The sequence below is a fragment of the Nitrospira sp. genome (assembly GCA_030653545.1).
Lineage (GTDB): Bacteria > Nitrospirota > Nitrospiria > Nitrospirales > Nitrospiraceae > Nitrospira_D.
In genome coordinates, this window is the sequence record JAURZE010000024.1 from 100,843 (window position 1) to 119,506 (window position 18,664).

An 18,664-nucleotide genomic window follows, 5' to 3' on the forward strand; every position below is an offset into this window, starting at 1 on the left:
AGGAGAGACCAAACCGGAAGCGTACCCTCCGGGGTACGTTGAGGATTTGGGCGAGCCGAGAACGAAGCCAGAGGCCATTTTCAGCAGCCGTCGAGGGAGAGTTCAGCATGGGAAAGCCAACACCAGCCCCGTTAAGAGAACGCGACATCACCCGACAGATCGCGCGGGAATACTACAAAGAATTCGACTCCCTCATTGAGAGCGATGTCATCATCGTCGGCGCCGGCCCCTCCGGGCTGATCTGCGCCCACGACCTGGCGAAGATGGGATTTCGCACGCTCGTCGTCGAGCAGAGCCTCGCGCTCGGCGGCGGCTTCTGGCACGGCGGCTATCTGATGAACAAAGCCACCATTTGCGAGCCGGCCAATGAAATCCTCGAAGAGATCGGCGTTCCCTGCAAGAAAATCAATGAGTGCGAGGGGATGTATATGGTCGACCCCCCGCATGCGACGGGCGCACTCGTCGCCGCTGCCTATCGCGGCGGAGCGAAGGTCCTGAACCTCACCCGGGTGGTCGATTTGATCTTGAGAAAAGACGGCATCCTCGAAGGCATCGTCGTGAACAACACCACCGCCGAGATGGCCGGTCACGACATCATCCACGTCGATCCCATCGCGCTGGAGAGCAAGATCGTGGTGGATGCCACCGGGCACGATGCCATCGTCGTGGAACTCCTGCACAAGCGCAACCTGCACAAGGCCATTCCCGGCAACGGAGCCATGTGGGTCGCGCAGTCCGAGCAGGAAATCATGGACCGGACCGGCGAAGTCTATCCCAACTGTTTCGTCATCGGATTGGCCGTGGCAGCCGTCTACGGGACGCCCCGCATGGGCCCGGCCTTCGGCTCCATGCTCCTCTCGGGCCGCTACGGAGCAGAACTGATTAAGAAGAAACTCAAGAACGAATAACCACACCAGTCTCCTGCGGCTTCTCAAAAACGTCTCCAGCAAGGCCGCAGGGAGTACAATCGACGAGGCGTACGTTTCCGGTACGTCGAGTCGATTGAACGACCGAGAACGCCGCTGGAGGCGTTTTTCAGAAGCCGATTATGGATGTACAAGACTTTTTAGAGCAGGGCCAAGGTCGTGAAGAGGACAAGCGCGAAGCCTGGCACCTCTTTCAGCAGGCCTACGAACGCCAGATGAAAGGCGACCTGGAAGAGGCCGTCAATCTCTACAAGAAATCGCTGGCCGTGCATCCCACAGCCGAAGCCTATACCTTTCTCGGCTGGACCTATAGTTTCATGGGACGGCTCGATGACGCCATCGAGGAATGTCACAACGCCATCGCGCAGGACCCCGACTTCGGCAACCCCTACAACGACATCGGCGCCTATCTGATCGAAAAAGGGGATTTCGACGAAGCGATCGTCTGGTTTCAGAAAGCCATGCAGGCCAGACGGTATGAAAGCCCGGCCTTCCCGCACCTAAACATCGGCCGGGTCTACGAGAAAAAGGGCCGCTGGACCGAGGCCATCGATGCCTACAAAAAGGCCCTCACGCTCAACCCGAACTATGCCCTCGCAAAGAAATCGCTGGGACGACTGATCAGCTCCTTAAATTAGGATGACATGGACAACACCGAACGCACGATCCTCGTCGCCGTGACCGATATCTTTTTCTACACCAAAGTCCGCGACGCCTTGCGCACCGGCGGCTATCGCATCGAGAAGGCCCGAGCCCAGCAGGACATCGCCGAGAAAGCTGCGGCCACGGCCCCGGCAGCCGTGATTCTGGATATGAACGATCTGACCCTCGACGCCTTTCAGGCCATCGAAACGCTGAAAGCCGATCCCCGGTCGAAATCCATTCCCATTCTTGCCTACGCGAACCATGAGGAAGTGGATACCTGGAACAGGGCCAAGGCACTGGGAGTCACGAAAATCGTCTCGCGAAATGAATTCTCGGCCCGGACCAAAGATCTGGTCGACGAAGTACAGAAGGGCGTCCGATGAAACAATCCCGTCTGCACGCACAGCATGTCCAACTCGGCGCCACGTTTGAAGAGGTCACCGGCTGGGAGATGCCCGCCCATTACGGAGACTGGCGCGCGGAATACCGAGCGGTCCGGCAGGCCGTCGGCGTCGCCGACCTGTCCCATCGCGGCAAGATCAGAGTCACCGGCGACGATCGAGTGAAGTGGCTGCAGAGCGTCATCAGCAACGACATCCTTCCCCTGCAGCCCGGCCAGGGCCGCTACTCCAGCTTTCTGACGCACAAGGGGAAGATGCTCACCTACTTCCGCTGCTACCTGCAGACCGATGCCGTTATGCTCGAAGACGTCGGAGAAATCGGCGAGGCGACCCACGCCGCGCTCAAAAAGTTTCTCCTCTATGGCACAAAGGCCAAGATGGAAAACTGTGCGGAGAGCTGGGGATTGCTGCTGGTCAGCGGGCCCAAAGCGGCGCAGACCGTGAAATCAGCCTTCGGCGTCGACTGCGGCGATTTGCAGCCAATCAACTTTGTGACCGCCCAGATCGGCGGACAGCAGGCCCTTGTTATTCGAACCGAAGAAACCGGCGAGATCGATCTGGAAATTCTGCTTCCTGCCGATGCGGTCGCGACAGCCTGGAACAGCCTCATGGAAACCGGCGCGGCCAGCGGCATCACGGCCGTGGGAAGCCAGGCCCGTGAAGCTCTTCGCATGGAAGCGGGTATCCCGAAAGCCGGTTCTGAACTCAACGAGGAAATTGTCCCGCCGGAAGCCAACCTGGAAGGCAAAGCCTTCAGCCTCACCAAAGGCTGCTACCCCGGCCAGGAAGTCGTGGCGCGAATGGACACCTACGGCAATGTGCGACGAAAGCTCGTCGGTCTCGTGTTACGTGATGCGGCGATTCCGCCCAAAGGCGCCAAGCTGTTTAGCGGAGATCGTGAAGTGGGCTGGATGAGCAGCGCGACGACGTCACCGCATCAGAACGGCATCATCGCGCTCGGATTTCCATTAAGAGACTTCAGTACGGCGGGCACGGCGTTATCGATCGAGGTCGAAGGCAAGAAGCACGACGCGACGGTAGCGGATCTCCCCTTCTACCGCCGCGCCTAACAGAATCGTTACTTCTCGGGATTTCTCGCAGCCGATACCGCCTTGGCGAAAGCCAGCAAGCTGGCCCGCTCTGCGTCGTCCAGCGCCAGCAAGAGATGCGCTTCTTCGCCGTGCATCAAACGCAGGCTCAGGAACGGTTCTTCCTTGCGCTTTTCCTTGTTGTCCCACATCGCATCGATCACCTGCACTTTATCCAACTGTCCGACCGACACCACGTCGTACCGGAAGTAGGAATCGCCGATGACGATGTCGAACACGACGTTGCCGGCGGTGAGCAACACCAGATTAAACCGGCCCTGATCTTCGTACCCTTCCGGCAAAAACTTATTGATATGGAACAAGGCCACTTTGCGATCGCCCAGGGCCGCGTGGAATTTTTCCTTCAGCGCTTGATAATCGATCTGCAACGCCTTTTCATCCGGGCTCGTCGCCGCTGCCGCCGCATCTTCCGCTCTCTGATACACTTCGTCTGCTGACATCAACCCTGCCATGACGTGATCTCCCCTCTGTGTCGTGCTATCCGACGTGATTTATAAGACTGCGTCCGCTGTTTTCCGTGCCTTGATCGCCCGCACGACCCCGATACACCCGAGCCCGGCCCAGGCAAACTCCAACAAGATGAACCCTGCCCGCTGATCCTCGATCGCCACGATGCCCAGCAGCAGCGACCCGATGATGTTCAAGGCCAGATAGCCCGCATCCAGTTCGCGCCAGATCCCGCTTTGGATCAAGGCGTAGGCGGTCAGCACCATGAGAGCGCCGACAACCGACAACACCTGGAACAACATAGTGGGAACACTCCTGCCGACCGGCCCGGACCGAATTGGTACGGTAACTGGCCCGCGGTCGGGATTGCAAGAGGGATATTCGGGCCGGTCGGCTATTGCGCCGCGAGGTGATGAGAAAAACGAACCGTTCCCTTGTCGTCGAGCACGGTCACATCCAACGCCGAGCCGGACACCCGCACCAGGCCGAAATTATAGTACCCGCCCTCTTGAATGAGATTCGTCGCGTTGAGCGCCAGCGTCGGAGGCGACATGCGTCCGGGAGCTGCGGAAAGCGGCCCTGCCACAAACTCATAAAAGTCCGGCACCCCGTCCCCGTTCGGATCGTACGAACTGGCTTGCACGTAGTGCACGTCCCCCGCCAGGAACACCACATTCTTGAGGTGTTGCGTGAGAATCGTATCGACGATCACCTGCCGTTCATACTCAAACCCGGTCCCATCAGGCCCGCCCGCCCATCCATCGTTGCCGGGAACCGTCGCCCCTCCCCCCTTGGGGACCGAAAGCGGGACCGACGTCGCGATCACCTTCCATGTGGCCAACGAATTGCGCAACCCCTGAAACAACCACCGCAACTGCTCCTTGCCGAGCATCGTCTTCTCCGGACCGTCCGGATCTGAATTTTTGTTGCGATACTGGCGATCGTCCAGAATGAACAGTTCCAGATCCGCGCCATAGCGAACCGTTCGATACAGCCGCTGCGGATCGTCGGGCGGCGACACAATCGGCCAATACTCGCGCAAGGCCTGACGGCCCGCCGGCATGTGCTCCTCATAAGGCCCGGCGAAGTTATTCTTCACTTCATGATCGTCCCAGGTCACGTACACCGGCACCGATGCCAGAAACCGTCGCAGCGGCAATGATCCGCGTTGATACCGATGCCGCGCCCGATACTGGTCCAGCGTAGTGGCTTTGAAATCGGCACCCGGCTCATTCGGAGGGGACGGACAGGTATCGTCGCTATAAATCGTGTCCCCCAGGAACAAGAAGAAGTCGAGGTGCTGTCGCCGCAGGAGATCAAAGATCGGATACCCGTCCGGTCCGACCCGGCACCGCTGCTGGCCGCCCAGATCGCCGCTCCACGCAAACGTGACCGGCACCGACGTCCCCTCATCCGGCAAGGTCACGAATTCCCCGCGCGCCGCCAGCACCGCCTCAATATGCTCATGGGGAACTGCCACATGCCCCACCAAGACGTGATACCGATAGCGCGTGCGCGGAACCAGGTCGGACAATGGAATCGTCGCGGTAAAGTCGCTCTCCGCCGTCGTGCTCACCCGATTCGTCCGCAAGAGAGGCCACACCGCCGTCCCCATCTTTTCCGCCGCATCCCAGGCCGACGCAGGAGCCCATTCGATATGCACCATCGCCGGACCATCCGTTCGCGCCCACAGCGCGGCGCTATGGCCGGAGACATCGCCGACCGCGATCCCTTGAGGAAGCGCCTTTGGCTTCACAAACCCTGCAGCCAGGAACGGACTGCCCGGAGGCAAGCCTTCTCGCGAGGCAGACGTGCAACCGACCGAAATAAGGGAGAGCAGAATCGTGGCAATCAACGGGGTGATGAATCGCATGGAGAGTCCTTATCCTATGAAGCCGAAGGGATCAAGTCAGGCACTGAGGCCTTGAAAATGAGAGGCGCCCACCGGCATACTGAGTCCCATTACACGAGGCACACTATGCATGACGTCAACTGCTGCGCACCAAACTGTCAATCCAATCCCTACGCCCCGGCGGGCACCAAGTCCCTGTGCAAGGACCATTTCCTGAATTTCCTCACGTGGCGCCGCCGCCGCGGCCCGCAGATGTTCCTGAAATATGCCGCCATGACGATGGAAGAGCGCGACACGGTCTCCGCCGAATGGCAGAAAACCATCCAAATCGATGAAGTCCCCTCCAACTCCCCGAAGACCTGAACCAATCGATTCAATACATCTTTTTCCCCGCGCAAGGACCATTTCATGAATTTCCTGATGTGGCACCTCCGCAAGGGGCCGCAGATGTTTAACAAGTATACGGGCATGATCATGGAAGAGCGCGATCCCATCCCCGCCGAATGGGCCAAAGGCGTCACCGTCATTGAATCTCCCAACGCACCTGCCCATACCCCTGATCTATTCCTAATTTCTCCACCATCAATAGCTAGATAATCCTTCCAGTTCTGGGTAGTTTTGCCCTCGAAAGAGATAGGTCAACTGATAGGCACACTGTTCAGCTACGTTCCATTGGCTTGTAGCTATTCTCGACTGCTCCCACTTTCCCCACTGCGAGTACGCCTTCCCTCGAACTTTTCCCGTCCATTCCAAGAAAACCGGGCTACCGCTACTCCCAAGAAAGAACCACGATGAAGTAGATACCCAACACCGTGCCGTCCACAGCACTTCGGACTTGCTCAAGTCAACAAGACGTGCCTCCGCAGCATATTCTAATGTTCTCCACGCAGGTTCATGCTTCCGCAACGGTCTGCCACGAGTGGCCTCTGTAGAATGAAAAATTTGCGTCTCAAGTGTAAACACAACTCCGCTATGAAAACGTTCTTGGAGTCGCTCAATCATTAGTCCTGGGTGCCTCTCATATCCACGACCAAATACATCCTCCGGTCTCTCTTGCTCAACATAAGGACAAGTGGCATTCATGTCACTCGAGACACCAATTGCACTCAGAAAATATTGTGCAAGGCTTATTACCGGGTCATTCTGAAACCCGACCTCTTGCACATAGGATTCGCTCCCCCTTCTTTTAGAGTTACTTTCTGCTAGAACTGGCATATAGTCCCTTGCCGAACAGAGCAGGTGCGGTGTCTGCGTTCTAGCCAATACCTCCGCTAAGCGTTCAGCATCCATACTCTTCGCTGAACAGGCTGCAAGCATGCCTTGAAGAACGCACATAAGAAAAACCGTCCCCGTCTTGCTGAAATGCCTTGCTGTTGGCCACTCATGGCGCAAGTACACTTTCTTTCCCCCGCTGTCGGCCCATTGACTGATGTGGGCCAACAACCTCGATAAAGTAAGCGCCAAAACACTGACCACCGAATTCATTTTCCACATCCCCCACCCCTAAGCGATGGCTCAAAGGCACCTCAACTGTACGCATGCGACAAGCATCTCTCCACTTCCACCCTCACCAGGGGTGAGGCCTGAGGGCGTTCTCCTGCGCGCATTGAGCGAACACTGCCCACATTTTAGGCTCTCAATAAATTCTTGCGTGCACGCTCAGCGAGCACAGAACGCGCCTCCACCGTCTAGCTAGCCTACACCTCTCACTTTCCAATAACCGGGGCGCCGGTATTGATGCGCGACCGCCTCAATACGCAACACATCATCAGTGACACTGTAATACAGGGTAAACGGGAAGCGGGTCAGAATGAACTTCCGAAGATTTTGATCGGCAGGAATCCCAATCGCAGGCTGGTCAAGCAAGAGGTCGGCTGCGCGGCGAATCTCCGTCTCAAATCGCCCGCCTAAACCCGGCACTTGTCGTTCATAGAAAACAGCGGCCGCAATAAGTTCCAACTCCGCTTCGGGGTGGAACTCCAGCTTCATTTCTTCAGGCGGGCACGAAGACGATCGAACACCTGCCGGGCAGGAACTGGCTGGACCTTCCCCTCGGCGATCTCTCGATGGCGACGCTGCGCTTCCACCAACCAGGCCTGTTCAACTTCGGTGTCAGCCGGGCCGTCGAGCTCACCGATCAGAGCCCTCAACAACTCGGTCTTGTCCTCGAAACTCAGCAACCGAATCTTTGCTTCGATCTGGGCAACCTCGGTTGACATAACAACCTCCCTGCGCCTGATACTTGTAGTGATTTGACTCTAGCCAGAGGGTCACAAGTTGTCAATGACTTCCCTGCCAGGGGTGTTTCGGTCACTCTCTTCCCCCTCTCTCAAGGGGTCGTTGTGTGGTTTTCTCCTGCGTGCATTACCGATCATCGCCTCTTCTTCCTTCTCTTATCAGCGGGCGGTGGGGGGGGTCTCCTGCGCGCATTCACCGAGCATCGCCCACAATGTAGAAATACGATTCACTCCCGCATGCGCGCTCAGCGAGCACAGAAAACGCCACAACGACCCGCACCACCCCCGCTACCCCATCACCGCCGACCCATGATGATGAATCATGAGCCACTCGTCGCCGATGCGTTCGAAGAGGTTTGTCGCGAGCACTTTGGCCTCTTGCGGCTCGTCGGATTGCTGGCTGGTGATGCTTTCGACGCAGATCACCCAGGCCATGTCGCCCGCGACCTGGATCATGACTTCGGACAATTCAAATTGCATGGAGAACGTATTGTTGAAAATCAGCACCCAGGAATCACGCACTTCGGGCCAGTCCGACCGGAGTGTCCAGCCGGGATGAATGCAGGTGACATATTCCTGGTGCGCCCAGATGCGATCCATCTTGGCGATATCGAGGCTCCCGAAGGCCTCGTAAAAGGCCTGATTGGCTTTGGTCACTTCGTCGATGCGTTGTTCGAGCATGCGGCCTCCTCCGTGAGAGGGGCATCATACTGCAATCACCGTCAGGAGGGCGAGGAGAGAATCATGGTCAGAGGCAGTGAGCCGGCGTCTCAACTGGAGGGTCTGGCGCGAACGATCTCCTGAATCAGCAGAGGAAACTCTTCCCGCAGATGGTGCTTATCAATGGCCTGGTCGACCAACGGCATCCTCCGCGCAATGGCGAGATGGACTTCGTCGAAGGACATGATGACCACGCGCACGGACGAATTCCATTGCTTGATCGGTTCGACGGCTTCGATGCCGCCCATGTCGGGCATATTCGCATCGAGCAACACCAGCTCAGGCCGCCGCTCAGGGAGGACGCTGAGGGCCTCTCTGGCCGATCCGCAGATCCCGACCAACTTCACCAGCGGCACCCCGCTCAGCCAGTCTTCCAAGGCGCGGAGAAGAACCTGATGATCGTCGACCACCAGCACCCGGATCGGGCCTCCCGCTGAACGGTGGTTATTTTCAGGAAGCATCTGGAGTGAGCCCCTGAGGTGGCCAGGGAACTCCGACACCGAATTGCCTCGCCATCTTATAGATCCCGATCATCGACTCGGCGCGCAAGCGGGCCTGCTCATCCGTCGACAAATTGGTCAAGACCCAGCCTTGCGGCTCGCGCCGAAAGATCCCAAACGGCCTGGGAGCATCGCCGGCCTCGGACTCGCCGGTCACCCAATACTCTTCCCCTTGAGGCCCCTTCACCAAGAGTCCAATGACAACCATCACGCACGCCCTCATATGAAACATTCAGGGGCGATCGCCCGTCAGGGAGATAGTCTTACCAGATGCCTCCCTCCCTACCCAGTGAGGAAATTCCTGATGGGACATCTTTCCCAGTACCAGCATCGTGAACAGGAACCGCTGGACTTTATGAGGAGGGATGGACCAACCCGACCTGGATCGCAAACCGGACGAGCCCGGCGACATCATGGATATCCAGCCGCTCCATCAGCTGGGAACGATGCGTTTCAACCGTTTTAGCGCTGAGACTCAATCGAAAGGCAATTTCTTTGGTGGAATGACCTTCGGCGATAAGCTGCAAAATCTCCCGCTGACGCGGGCTGAGCCGATCGAGCGGATTGAGCGGACGCCCCCCTTCATGCTGATAGGCCTCAATCGCATACCGCGCCACCGAGGGAGTCAGATAAGGCTCGCCCTTGCCGACCGTTCTGATCGCCAGCTCCAGTTCCTGAATGTCGGCGCCCTTCAACAAGTACCCTGTCACTCCGGCCTTCAAGGCCTGGCGAAGGTACTCTTCATTGGCATGCATCGATAAGATGACCACCTTGACCTTCGGCCAGCTCTTCGTAATCCGGCCGGCGGCTTCCAACCCATTCAGCCCGGGCATCGCAATGTCCATGAGCACCAGATCGGGCTGATGCGTCTCCACCGCCTTCACCGCGGCCTGCCCATCGCTGACCTCGGCCACCACCGTGACGCCGCCCATCTTATCCAGGAGCGCATGAATCCCGGCTCTGACCAGCTGGTGATCTTCGGCCAACAGCACGCGGACCTTCGTCATAACGACAACGCCTCCTGCTGCGGCTCGGTCAGCGGGACGGAGAAGACCAAGGACGTTCCTTGCCCGATCGTCGATTGAACCCGCATGATGCCTCCCACAAGGCTGACCCGTTCCTCCATCCCCAACATCCCCAGGCTCAACCCCTGGTGGGCTCGGACTCGCATGGCCGCCACGTCGAACCCGCACCCGTCGTCCTGCACCACCACGCGCACCTGTTCGGAAGCCACCGCCAGGGAGAGCGAGACCGATGTGGCCTTGGCATGGCGAGCAATATTGGTCATCGCCTCCTGCACGACGCGAAAACAGGCAATGCTCCGCGAGCCCGTCAAAATCAGCGGGGCCTCGTCCAGATGCAGCTGCAGCTTCCAGCCGGCCCGTTCCGCCTGCTTGGTCACGTACCAGCGCAGGGCCGGCACCAGCCCGAGGTCGTCCAATAGCGAGGGCCGCAGATCCAGCGCCAGGCTCCGAACTCGGACCAACAGCTGGTCGCTGATCTCGATACTTTCGTTCAACCCCGTCGAAGACGCTGTCCCTGGCCCGTCACGCTGCACCTGTTGCAAGTTCAGTTTGAGCGCCGTCAGGACCTGGCCGATTTCGTCGTGAAGATCCTGCGCGACGGCGCGACGCTCCGCTTCCTGCACGTCGAAGAGGCGCTGGGCCAGCGTCCGGGCCCGCACGGTGGCGTCGCCGAGTTCAGCGGTCCGCTCGGCCACGCGCAACTCCAGCATGGCATGCGCCTCGCGGAGCAGGTCTTCGGCCTTTCTCCATTCCGTCACATCGTCGACGACAAATGAACACCGCGCCGCCCCATCGGCTCCCCGGCCGATCATCGACACCGTCGCCAGCAACGATCGCCGTTCACCCTGGCCGCCTCGCGCATCATCGTGCTCGTACTCGAACCGTACCGGTGACTGTTCCGTGATACAAAGACGATAGTGACTCAGCCACATCCGAGCCACATTCCTCGGCACACCCAGCTGAGAACAGAGCCGCCCGTTCATCCTGTCCGGAGTGGTGCCAAAGAGCCTGGCGGTGGCACGATTGCTGGACAGATGCCGGACGTCGTCGTCGAGCACCTCCACTACGCCCATCATGAGCGCCGCACTTTCGAAGAACGCCCGCAACATCCCTTCGCTTTCCTTGAGCGAGGCCTCCGCTGCTTTCCTGGCGGTGATGTCGTGCGCGATGGTGGACAGACCCACGACGGAACCGAACTGGTCCCGAATCGGGGAGCGGCTCAGCGCCAACGCGATCACAGATCCATCACGATGCGGCCACGCCGTCTCATACTGAGATATTTCGACGCCAGACAGCAGTTGCCGGCTCTTCTCAGCTTCTTCGGCCGCCTGCTCCGATGCCATGATTGCGCTCAGAGGGTGACCGATCCGTTCAGAGGCGTCATAGCCGAACAGACGCTCCGCTGCCCCATTCCAGCTGGTCACCATGCCATTGAGATCCTGGCTGATAATCGCATCCCCCGAGGAATCGACAATGGCGGCCAACTGCCTGGTCCCACGATCCACTAAGATGGTACGGCTCCGAATCACAAGAACCGCAATCACCCAGAAGAGGACGGCGCTGAGCGACCGGTTCAGGAAGGCCACCTCCACGGGAATGCCGAGTGGAGAGAGAATCAATCCGAGATAGGTTGTCAGCATCGCCAGGCCCGCGACCAGATAGGCAGACCGTTCCTGCTCCAACCAGAGCGTGAGCACAATCGGCACCGTATAGAGGAGGAATACCTGATACCCCAGGGGCGTGAGGTAATCGAGCAGGAACGTCCCTGCCAGCATCAAGCCGATCGCGATATGGATGGTCCGAGTCGTCATAGAGAGCGGGTCATACGATGATGGAACAGTCTGGCTCAGAGTAAGGTCCTGTCACCTGCCGTGACAAATCAACATCGAAGATCACTCTGGGCAAACTTCCTGGAAATGGGCACACTTCTATGGGACGTGGCCTGGTCGGCCATGAGATGGCGGGAACTATCAGACACGGAACCTGTGCGGCACAGATGAGCGCGCATGGATGGGGCGCATCCTACAGGAAAGGCCCTACTAGAAGCAGTACTAGGGCAGTTATCCCAGATCAGGAATTTCCTGATAGGTAAACACCCTACTCATGAGTACGCTCCGAACTGGCCGGCAGCTTCGTGGATCGATCGACGGCCCAGACACCGGCGAGGATGAGCGCAATCCCGATGAACTCCACCGGACCGACCGGCTCATGCAGAATCAGCGCTGAAAGCGCGACCGCGGCCACCGGCGTGAGATTGCCGAGGATCGACGCCCGGGAGGGCCCGATCCCTTGAACCCCGAACAACCAGGCTTGCTGCGCCACAGCCGTCGCGAAGACGACGAGATACCCGAGCGCCAGCCAATCCGGCACCGTTACCGAAGCCGCGCCGGCATCGAGCATCTTGCGATCCGTCCACAAGAGAGGAATCTGCAGCACGGTCGCCACCAACAACGTCGTCCAATTCACCGTAAGCGGCGAGATCCGGTCCATCACGGCGCGGCTGCCGATACTATAGAGCGCCCAACTGACGACGCCCAGGAATACCAACAGACTGCCTAACACCGGATGTTCGCCGGCTGCCTGAAAGCCTGCAATCGACACCAGCGCCACACCGGCGCAAGACAGCAGCCCCCCGACCCACACCGATCGGAGCGGCACATCCTGAATCATCACGGCCGACAGCAGCGCCGTGACCACGGGGGCCGACCCGATAATCACGCCCGCCACCGCCCCGCTGACATACGTCAGCCCCATCAGAATCAGGAGGTGATTGCCCAACACCCCGAGCCCGAGGAGAAAGAGTGTGCGGATGTCGCCCCCGGACAACTTGGCCAGCGTCCCCTCCTGCCACCACCAGGTCGTGAGCAGAATCGCCAGCCCGCCGATGTCACGCAGCACGGATGCTTCGACGGCGGAGAAGGATCCCAGCGCCAGCTTTTGCGCCACAATCGATCCGCCCCACAGTACGGCGGCAAGCGCAAGGGCCCCATAGGCCGCGCCAATGGACGACGACTTCACGACACCGCCGCCTTCTTCCGAATCACCAGCACCCCGTCGCGGATCGTCACCAACACCGCTGTCACGCGCGGATCGCCGGCCACCGTCCGATTCAGTTCCTGGATCGCCGCCGTTTTCTCATCGGGCGGCGGCTGCTTCAGCACCTCGCCGTCCCACAGCACATTGTCGATCAGCATGACGCCGGCGGGCGACAACAGATCGAGCGCCCGGCGATAGTAGTTCAGGTAGTTGACCTTGTCGGCATCGATAAAGATGACATCGAACGGTCCGCACAGCTCCCGCATGGTCTCCAGGGCTGGTCCGAGGCGGATCTCGATCTTCTTGCCGTGCGGGCTGTTGGCGAAATGCTTCCGTCCCAATGTCGCCGAAGATGCGTCGATCTCGCAGGTGATCACGCGCCCGTCATCGGGGAGCGCCTCGGCAAAACAGAGCGCGCTGTAGCCTGTGAACATGCCGATCTCCAGCACCCGCGTCGCCCCGACCAGCTGCGCCATCATTTTGAGAAACGCCCCTTCCAGCGGCCCGACGAGCATCTGCGCATACTCCATGGTTCGCTGGGTCTCCTCGCGGAGCGCACGGGCCACGTCGGACTCCGGCATGGAATGCGCCTGCGCATAGGCTTCGATTTCAGGGGCGACCAACGTCTTCATTCGCGATCCTTCCGCATCCTGTCGGCATCATTTGAAAAACCCTGCCCGCCTTGCGTAGACTGGCTGAAGAATCGAGATTTTAGCATAAGCGAGGAGGCCGGACGTGAAGACTGTTGCGACGCTTGCACCACTGACAACCAAGCTGCTGGAAATCACCAGAATCAACAGCGCCGCATCCGTCTTGTCATGGGATCAGGAAACGCACATGCCGGCCGGCGGCGGGGAAGCGCGCGCGGAACAGATCGCCGTGCTCCAAGGCCTCGCCCACGACAAACTCGTCTCCCCGGATATCGAACGGCTTCTCGCCGCCACCGTCGACCCGACGACGGGACAGGCCATCGATCAACCGGGCGATCTGTGGGACGAACCCTCGCGCTCGCTGCTGCGGGAAATCTGGCGGGACTTCAGCCGGGCAAAAAAGCTCCCCTCCGATTTTGTGGTCCGGCTCAGCCGGGAAACCTCCCTGGCGCAGCAGGTCTGGGCCGAGGCCAAAGAGCAGAACAACTTTCGCCAGTTTCTCCCCAACCTCCGCACGGTGCTCGCGCTCAAACGGGAAGAGGCTGAATACCTCGGGTACAAGACCTCCCCCTACGACGCGCTTCTGGACGTCTACGAACCAGGGTCCACCATCGCCACGCTCCGGCCGTTGTTTGCGCAGATGAAAGCGCGACTCGTGCCGCTGCTCAAGCGCGTGACCCAGAGCCCGAATCAGATCGACGACAGCATCCTCCGGCATTCGTACGATCAGGCCCGGCAGCTGGAATTCGGCCGGCTTGTGCTGATCGCCATGGGCTACGATTTTGAGCGCGGACGGCTGGACCTCTCCGCCCATCCGTTCACGACATCGTTCCATCCGACCGACGTACGCGTGACCACGCGCGTCCATGAGCACGAACTGCAATCCTGCCTCTTCAGTTGCATTCACGAGGGCGGCCATGGCCTCTACGATCAGGGACTCGACCAGCGCTACTTCGGCACGCCGCTCGGAGAATCCGTGTCGCTCGGCATCCATGAGAGCCAGTCGCGCATGTGGGAAAACTGCGTGGGGCGCTCGCGGGCCTTCTGGCAGTTCTTTTACCCGATCCTGCAACAGACGTTTCACCACCAATTGCGCGGCATCGATCTGGAGCACTTCTATGCCGCCATCAATTGCGTGAAGCCCTCCTTCATCCGCGTCGAGGCCGACGAGCTGACCTACAATCTGCACATCATGCTGCGCTTCGAAATCGAGCAGGATCTCATCGAAGGCCGGACACAACCGGACGATCTGCCCGGCATCTGGAATCAGAAGATGCAGGACTATCTCGGCATCACGCCCCCGACTGATGCCGAAGGCGTATTGCAAGACGTGCATTGGTCGTTCGGCGCCTTCGGCTACTTCCCGACCTATACGCTGGGCAACCTCTATTCGGTCCAGTTCTTCGAACAGGCCAAGCTGGAGATTCCCCACCTGGACGATGAAATCGCGGCCGGCCAATTGCTGGTACTGCGCCGCTGGCTGGAGCAAAAGATCCATCGCTGGGGCCGCATGTTCGCCCCGGACCACCTCGCCCAGCGCGTGACAGGGAAAAGCATCAACCCGGAGCCCTTCCTGACCTACCTCGAAAAGAAATACGGCGAGCTCTACAAGCTGTAACATCCATCCGCCACCGACAGCGCTGACGACAATTGGCTCTACCCCAAAAGGCCCTATCGCCCAGGTTCATAAATGGCTACCCTCCGCCTACGTGAGTCTCGTGATGTCCGTCATGGCCGGATGGCATTTTGGAAGGCAGTGGTACCCACGTGCTTCCTCAGCCAAGTTCCAGGTTGGCAATCAGCGTTCTCCTCTGTACGATCGTCGTTTTCATTGGCGACATCCTCACCCCGCTTGGCTATGCTGAAGCCATCCTCTATCTCGTCCCGCTCCTCCTGAGTTCGTTTCTATACGAACCGCGGCTCCCGTTTCGCATCGCCGGGACGTGCACCCTGCTGATCGCGGCCGGCTTTGCGCTGTCTCCACCAGGGGCCCCCGTAGCCTATGCCGTCCTCAATCGGACATTGGCTGTGATCACCCTCTGGACGGTCGCCTTCGGGCTCCGCCGATTGATCCGGGACCGCATCGCCCATTTCCAGGCCGAACGGCGCTGGCAGTTGCTGGCCCGTCAGACCAACGACATCCTCTGGGACTGGGACCTTCGCACCAACGCCCATTGGTGGAGCGAGAACGCGGTCGCGGTATTCGGATACGACCCGGTCCGCGAGCCTTCCATCAAAGCCTGGCAATCGCGGCTTCATCCAAAGGATCGCAGCCGCGTCCTCCAAGACATCCAATCGGCCATCGAGAACGGGCAATCCGGCTGGACTGGCGAGTATCAATTTCAAGTTCTGGATGGCACCTTTCGCACGTTTCTCGATCGTGGCACCATCATCCGAAACGGGTCGGGCTCAGCGATCCGCATGATCGGCGCGATGATCGATATCACCGCGCGCACACGCGCCGAAGCAGCGTTGCGACTGTCCGACGCACGGTTCGCCAATCTCGTCAATCATCTCGACAGTGTCGTCTGGGAAGCCACTCCGGGGACATTGGCCTTTACCTTTGTCAGCCCGCACGCGGAAACCCTCCTGGGCTATCCCGTAAGCCGGTGGCTCGAAGACCCGGCCTTCTGGCCCGATCACATCCACCCGGAGGACCGTGACGCCACCGTACAGGCTTGTCTCGCGGCAACGGCACAAGGGCTCAATCATCGTGCGGAGTACCGCATGATCGCCGCAGATGGACGCATCGTCTGGGTCCACGATGTCGTCACCGTGACCTGTGAGGAGGGTCGTCCGAAGACGGCGCAGGGCATTCTCATCGACATTACCAGCCAAAAGCATCTGCAAGCCGCCTTGCGCCAAAGCGAAGAGCGGCTGGCGCTCGCCGCAGAAGGCTCGACCGACGCCTGGTGGGACGGACACCGCCTGCCGGGGCGCGCCATGCTCGATCCGGAGAATCCGATCTGGTGGTCGCCCAAAATCCGCGACATCCTGGCGCTGAACGAGTCAGACCCGTTTCATACGCTCGCCCACTGGGCTCAGCGATTGCACCCTGACGACAGCGGCCAGGTGTTTGCCGCCCTGCAGGAACACCTCCAGCAGCAGACTCCGTTCGATGTGGAATACCGCATACGAACAAACCGGGGCGACTTCCGCTGGCTGCGGGGACGCGGCCGGGCCATCCGAGACCTTCACGGCGAACCCCGGCGCATGGCCGGATCCTGCCAGGACATCACGGACCGAAAGATCGCCGAGGAAGCCCTCCGCCGGAGCGAAACACAATTGAAAGAAGCCCAGCGGATTGCCGGACTGGGGAGCTGGGAATGGACAGCAGAATCCGTCGTCACCTGGTCGGATGAGACCTACCGCATCTTCGGCTATATTCCCCGGAGCGTCCTCCCATCCTACGATCTGTTCGTCGAATCCGTACATCCGGACGACCGCCGGCAGGTCATCGCCGCCCTCCGCGAGACGCTGATCCAGGACACGCCCTATGACCTGGTCTGTCGCATTCTCCGTCCATCAGGAGAAGCGCGCCACATCCGCTGCCGCGGGGAGGTGACCCGCGATGGAACCGGCGCCCCCCTGCGTGTGACTGGCACGGTCGAAGATATCACTGACCGACACTTGGCCGAGGCCAAGCTACGCACCGCCTATACACGGCTCCAGGAAGTCACCCGGCAGACCGCGACGGTGGAAGAAAACGAACGCCGCCGCATTGCCCGGGAAATTCACGATGAACTGGGACAGCTGCTGACCGCCATGCGCTTTCAGCTGGCATCGCTGAAGAAGAGCCGGCACTCGCACGCCTCCCGGGAGGCCACGCAAGACGACGATGCCCGGCTGAACGATCTGTTACACCTGAGCGATTCGATGCTCAAGCAGGTGCGACACGTGAGCACCTCTCTCCGTCCCGCCATTCTGGATGAACTCGGGTTGATTCCCGCTGTGCAGGCTCACGCGCAACAATTTGAAGTCAGAACCGGAATCGCCTGCGACGTCGTGGTCGAGCCCGCGCTAGTCGAAGTCCCGTTTGACGATGCCACGGCCTCGGCCGTCTTCCGGATCGTGCAGGAACTTCTGACCAATGTACTGCGTCATGCGCGCGCAATGGCCGTGAGCATCTCCTTGATCCGCACCCGGAATCTGCTGACCGTGGTGGTCCATGACAATGGGACCGGCATCACGCCGAACCATCAGACGCGGCACGACTCGTTCGGGCTGAAAGGGATCACCGAGCGCGCCATGCTCCTTGGCGGCACGTTTACGATTGCACCCCATCCGTCGGAAGGTACCGTCGCCACACTGCATATTCCACTGGCCGTCCTCCTTCCTCCGCCTTCGGCCTCCACCGCTCGCTCACCCCTGAACCAGGAGGGACATGAAAATCCTGTTGGTTGATGACCATGCCCTGGTCCGCCGCGGTGTCGCCCATGTGCTCCAGGAAGACCTCCCCGACCTGACGATCGTCGAGAAAGGCACCGCACTGGATGCCCTTGAGGCCGTTCACGCCACTCCCTGGGATCTCGTCATTCTCGACATCAATCTGCCTGACAAAAGCGGTCTCGATGCGCTCAAAGACATCAAGCGGATCTCTCCAGACTTGCCGGTGCTGATACTCAGCCTCTACCCGGAAGCTCAGTATGCCAGACGCGCGCTGAAAGCCGGTGCCTCCGGTTATCTCACCAAAGACACCGCGCCGGAAGAAGTCACGACTGCCGTGAAACGGATCTTGCAGGGGGGCCGGTATGTGAGCGCCGCGCTGGCAGAGCAACTCGCCGCCGATCTCGGCACCACCTCCGGCGAGGCTCGGGAACCGCACGAAAGGCTCTCGGATCGGGAACTCGAAGTGCTCCGACTCATCGGATCAGGCCGGACTCCCACGGAAATTGCCGAGCAGCTTGCCCTCAGTATCAAAACCGTCAGCACCTATCGAGCACGCATCCTGGAGAAGTTGAACCTTCGAACGACGGCTGAGTTGATCCGCTTTGCCGTTGACCATCAGCTGGCGAAGTGACCCCGCCGCCGCGCACCCTCCCGTCAGACTTTCCCTGACAAGCTAACGGTATTGAGTCCTACGCAATAATGAGACTGCCGCCGATTGCCGAAATCC

At 59.8% G+C, this 18,664-nt stretch carries 21 protein-coding genes; 9 read left to right on the forward strand and 12 right to left on the reverse strand.

Annotation, left to right across the window (positions count from 1 at the left end):
* Positions 1–107 precede the first annotated feature (107 nt).
* The 4 genes from Q7U39_10625 to Q7U39_10640 all read left to right on the forward strand — a co-directional run bounded on the left by Q7U39_10625 (position 108) and on the right by Q7U39_10640 (position 3,042).
* Positions 108–908 (forward strand): sulfide-dependent adenosine diphosphate thiazole synthase, encoded by an 801-nt coding sequence (locus tag Q7U39_10625; GenBank protein MDO9118405.1) that lies wholly within the window; start codon positions 108–110, stop codon positions 906–908.
* Between the two features lie 140 nt (positions 909–1,048).
* Complete coding sequence (locus Q7U39_10630) at positions 1,049–1,564, forward strand: tetratricopeptide repeat protein (protein ID MDO9118406.1); 516 nt, start codon at positions 1,049–1,051, stop codon at positions 1,562–1,564.
* A 6-nt stretch (positions 1,565–1,570) separates the two neighbouring features.
* Positions 1,571–1,954, forward strand: a complete 384-nt coding sequence (locus Q7U39_10635; protein ID MDO9118407.1) for a histidine kinase — start codon at positions 1,571–1,573, stop codon at positions 1,952–1,954.
* Positions 1,951–3,042 carry an aminomethyltransferase family protein gene (locus Q7U39_10640; protein MDO9118408.1) on the forward strand — a complete coding sequence of 364 codons (1,092 nt, stop codon included), beginning with the start codon at positions 1,951–1,953 and terminating at the stop codon, positions 3,040–3,042. Before Q7U39_10635 ends, Q7U39_10640 begins: the two co-directional genes overlap by 4 nt.
* Positions 3,043–3,050: 8 nt before the next feature.
* Here the strand turns inward: Q7U39_10640 and Q7U39_10645 are convergent, their stop codons facing one another.
* The 3 genes from Q7U39_10645 to Q7U39_10655 form a co-directional block, all read right to left on the reverse strand.
* Positions 3,051–3,533, reverse strand: coding sequence for a hypothetical protein (locus Q7U39_10645; GenBank protein ID MDO9118409.1), 483 nt, complete (start codon positions 3,531–3,533; stop codon positions 3,051–3,053).
* A 39-nt stretch (positions 3,534–3,572) separates the two neighbouring features.
* The gene (locus tag Q7U39_10650) at positions 3,573–3,830 is read right to left on the reverse strand and encodes a hypothetical protein (protein ID MDO9118410.1); all 258 of its coding nucleotides are present in this window, start codon (positions 3,828–3,830) and stop codon (positions 3,573–3,575) included.
* Positions 3,831–3,922: 92 nt separating this feature from the next.
* Complete coding sequence (locus Q7U39_10655; GenBank protein MDO9118411.1) at positions 3,923–5,401, reverse strand: alkaline phosphatase D family protein; 1,479 nt, start codon at positions 5,399–5,401, stop codon at positions 3,923–3,925.
* Between the two features lie 105 nt (positions 5,402–5,506).
* Here Q7U39_10655 and Q7U39_10660 point away from each other — a divergent pair, with 105 nt between their 5' ends.
* Together Q7U39_10660 and Q7U39_10665 are read left to right on the forward strand one after the other, a co-directional pair.
* Positions 5,507–5,743 carry a hypothetical protein gene (locus Q7U39_10660; protein MDO9118412.1) on the forward strand — a complete coding sequence of 79 codons (237 nt, stop codon included), beginning with the start codon at positions 5,507–5,509 and terminating at the stop codon, positions 5,741–5,743.
* A 45-nt stretch (positions 5,744–5,788) separates the two neighbouring features.
* Positions 5,789–5,977, forward strand: coding sequence for a hypothetical protein (locus Q7U39_10665; GenBank protein MDO9118413.1), 189 nt, complete (start codon positions 5,789–5,791; stop codon positions 5,975–5,977).
* A 1,095-nt stretch (positions 5,978–7,072) separates the two neighbouring features.
* On the opposite strand, the gene Q7U39_10670 is transcribed toward Q7U39_10665, so the two are convergent.
* The 9 genes from Q7U39_10670 to Q7U39_10710 form a co-directional block, all read right to left on the reverse strand.
* A complete protein-coding gene (locus Q7U39_10670) occupies positions 7,073–7,369 on the reverse strand; it encodes a type II toxin-antitoxin system RelE/ParE family toxin (GenBank protein ID MDO9118414.1) in 297 nt (98 codons plus the stop codon).
* The gene (locus tag Q7U39_10675; protein MDO9118415.1) at positions 7,366–7,599 is read right to left on the reverse strand and encodes an addiction module protein; all 234 of its coding nucleotides are present in this window, start codon (positions 7,597–7,599) and stop codon (positions 7,366–7,368) included. Before Q7U39_10675 ends, Q7U39_10670 begins: the two co-directional genes overlap by 4 nt.
* Positions 7,600–7,905: 306 nt before the next feature.
* The gene (locus tag Q7U39_10680; GenBank protein ID MDO9118416.1) at positions 7,906–8,298 is read right to left on the reverse strand and encodes a nuclear transport factor 2 family protein; all 393 of its coding nucleotides are present in this window, start codon (positions 8,296–8,298) and stop codon (positions 7,906–7,908) included.
* A gap of 89 nt (positions 8,299–8,387) precedes the next feature.
* Positions 8,388–8,798, reverse strand: a complete 411-nt coding sequence (locus Q7U39_10685; GenBank protein MDO9118417.1) for a response regulator transcription factor — start codon at positions 8,796–8,798, stop codon at positions 8,388–8,390.
* Positions 8,788–9,048 carry a hypothetical protein gene (locus tag Q7U39_10690; GenBank protein MDO9118418.1) on the reverse strand — a complete coding sequence of 87 codons (261 nt, stop codon included), beginning with the start codon at positions 9,046–9,048 and terminating at the stop codon, positions 8,788–8,790. The genes Q7U39_10685 and Q7U39_10690 overlap by 11 nt, the downstream gene beginning before the upstream one ends.
* Before the next feature lie 142 nt (positions 9,049–9,190).
* Positions 9,191–9,844, reverse strand: a complete 654-nt coding sequence (locus Q7U39_10695) for a response regulator transcription factor (protein ID MDO9118419.1) — start codon at positions 9,842–9,844, stop codon at positions 9,191–9,193.
* Positions 9,841–11,673 (reverse strand): PAS domain S-box protein, encoded by a 1,833-nt coding sequence (locus tag Q7U39_10700; protein ID MDO9118420.1) that lies wholly within the window; start codon positions 11,671–11,673, stop codon positions 9,841–9,843. Before Q7U39_10700 ends, Q7U39_10695 begins: the two co-directional genes overlap by 4 nt.
* 286 nt (positions 11,674–11,959) lie before the next feature.
* Entirely contained in the window at positions 11,960–12,880 is a 921-nt protein-coding gene (locus tag Q7U39_10705; protein MDO9118421.1) for a DMT family transporter, read from the reverse strand.
* Positions 12,877–13,530: a class I SAM-dependent methyltransferase gene (locus Q7U39_10710; protein MDO9118422.1), complete on the reverse strand. Its 654-nt coding sequence runs from the start codon at positions 13,528–13,530 to the stop codon at positions 12,877–12,879. Before Q7U39_10710 ends, Q7U39_10705 begins: the two co-directional genes overlap by 4 nt.
* Before the next feature lie 103 nt (positions 13,531–13,633).
* Between Q7U39_10710 and Q7U39_10715 the strand changes: the two genes are divergently transcribed.
* The 3 genes from Q7U39_10715 to Q7U39_10725 all read left to right on the forward strand — a co-directional run bounded on the left by Q7U39_10715 (position 13,634) and on the right by Q7U39_10725 (position 18,568).
* Positions 13,634–15,166, forward strand: coding sequence for a carboxypeptidase M32 (locus tag Q7U39_10715; protein ID MDO9118423.1), 1,533 nt, complete (start codon positions 13,634–13,636; stop codon positions 15,164–15,166).
* 173 nt (positions 15,167–15,339) lie between these two features.
* A complete protein-coding gene (locus Q7U39_10720) occupies positions 15,340–17,952 on the forward strand; it encodes a PAS domain-containing protein (protein ID MDO9118424.1) in 2,613 nt (870 codons plus the stop codon).
* On the forward strand, positions 17,933–18,568 hold the full coding sequence (locus Q7U39_10725) for a response regulator transcription factor (protein ID MDO9118425.1): 636 nt from the start codon (positions 17,933–17,935) through the stop codon (positions 18,566–18,568). Before Q7U39_10720 ends, Q7U39_10725 begins: the two co-directional genes overlap by 20 nt.
* The last annotated feature ends 96 nt before the right edge of the window (positions 18,569–18,664 follow it).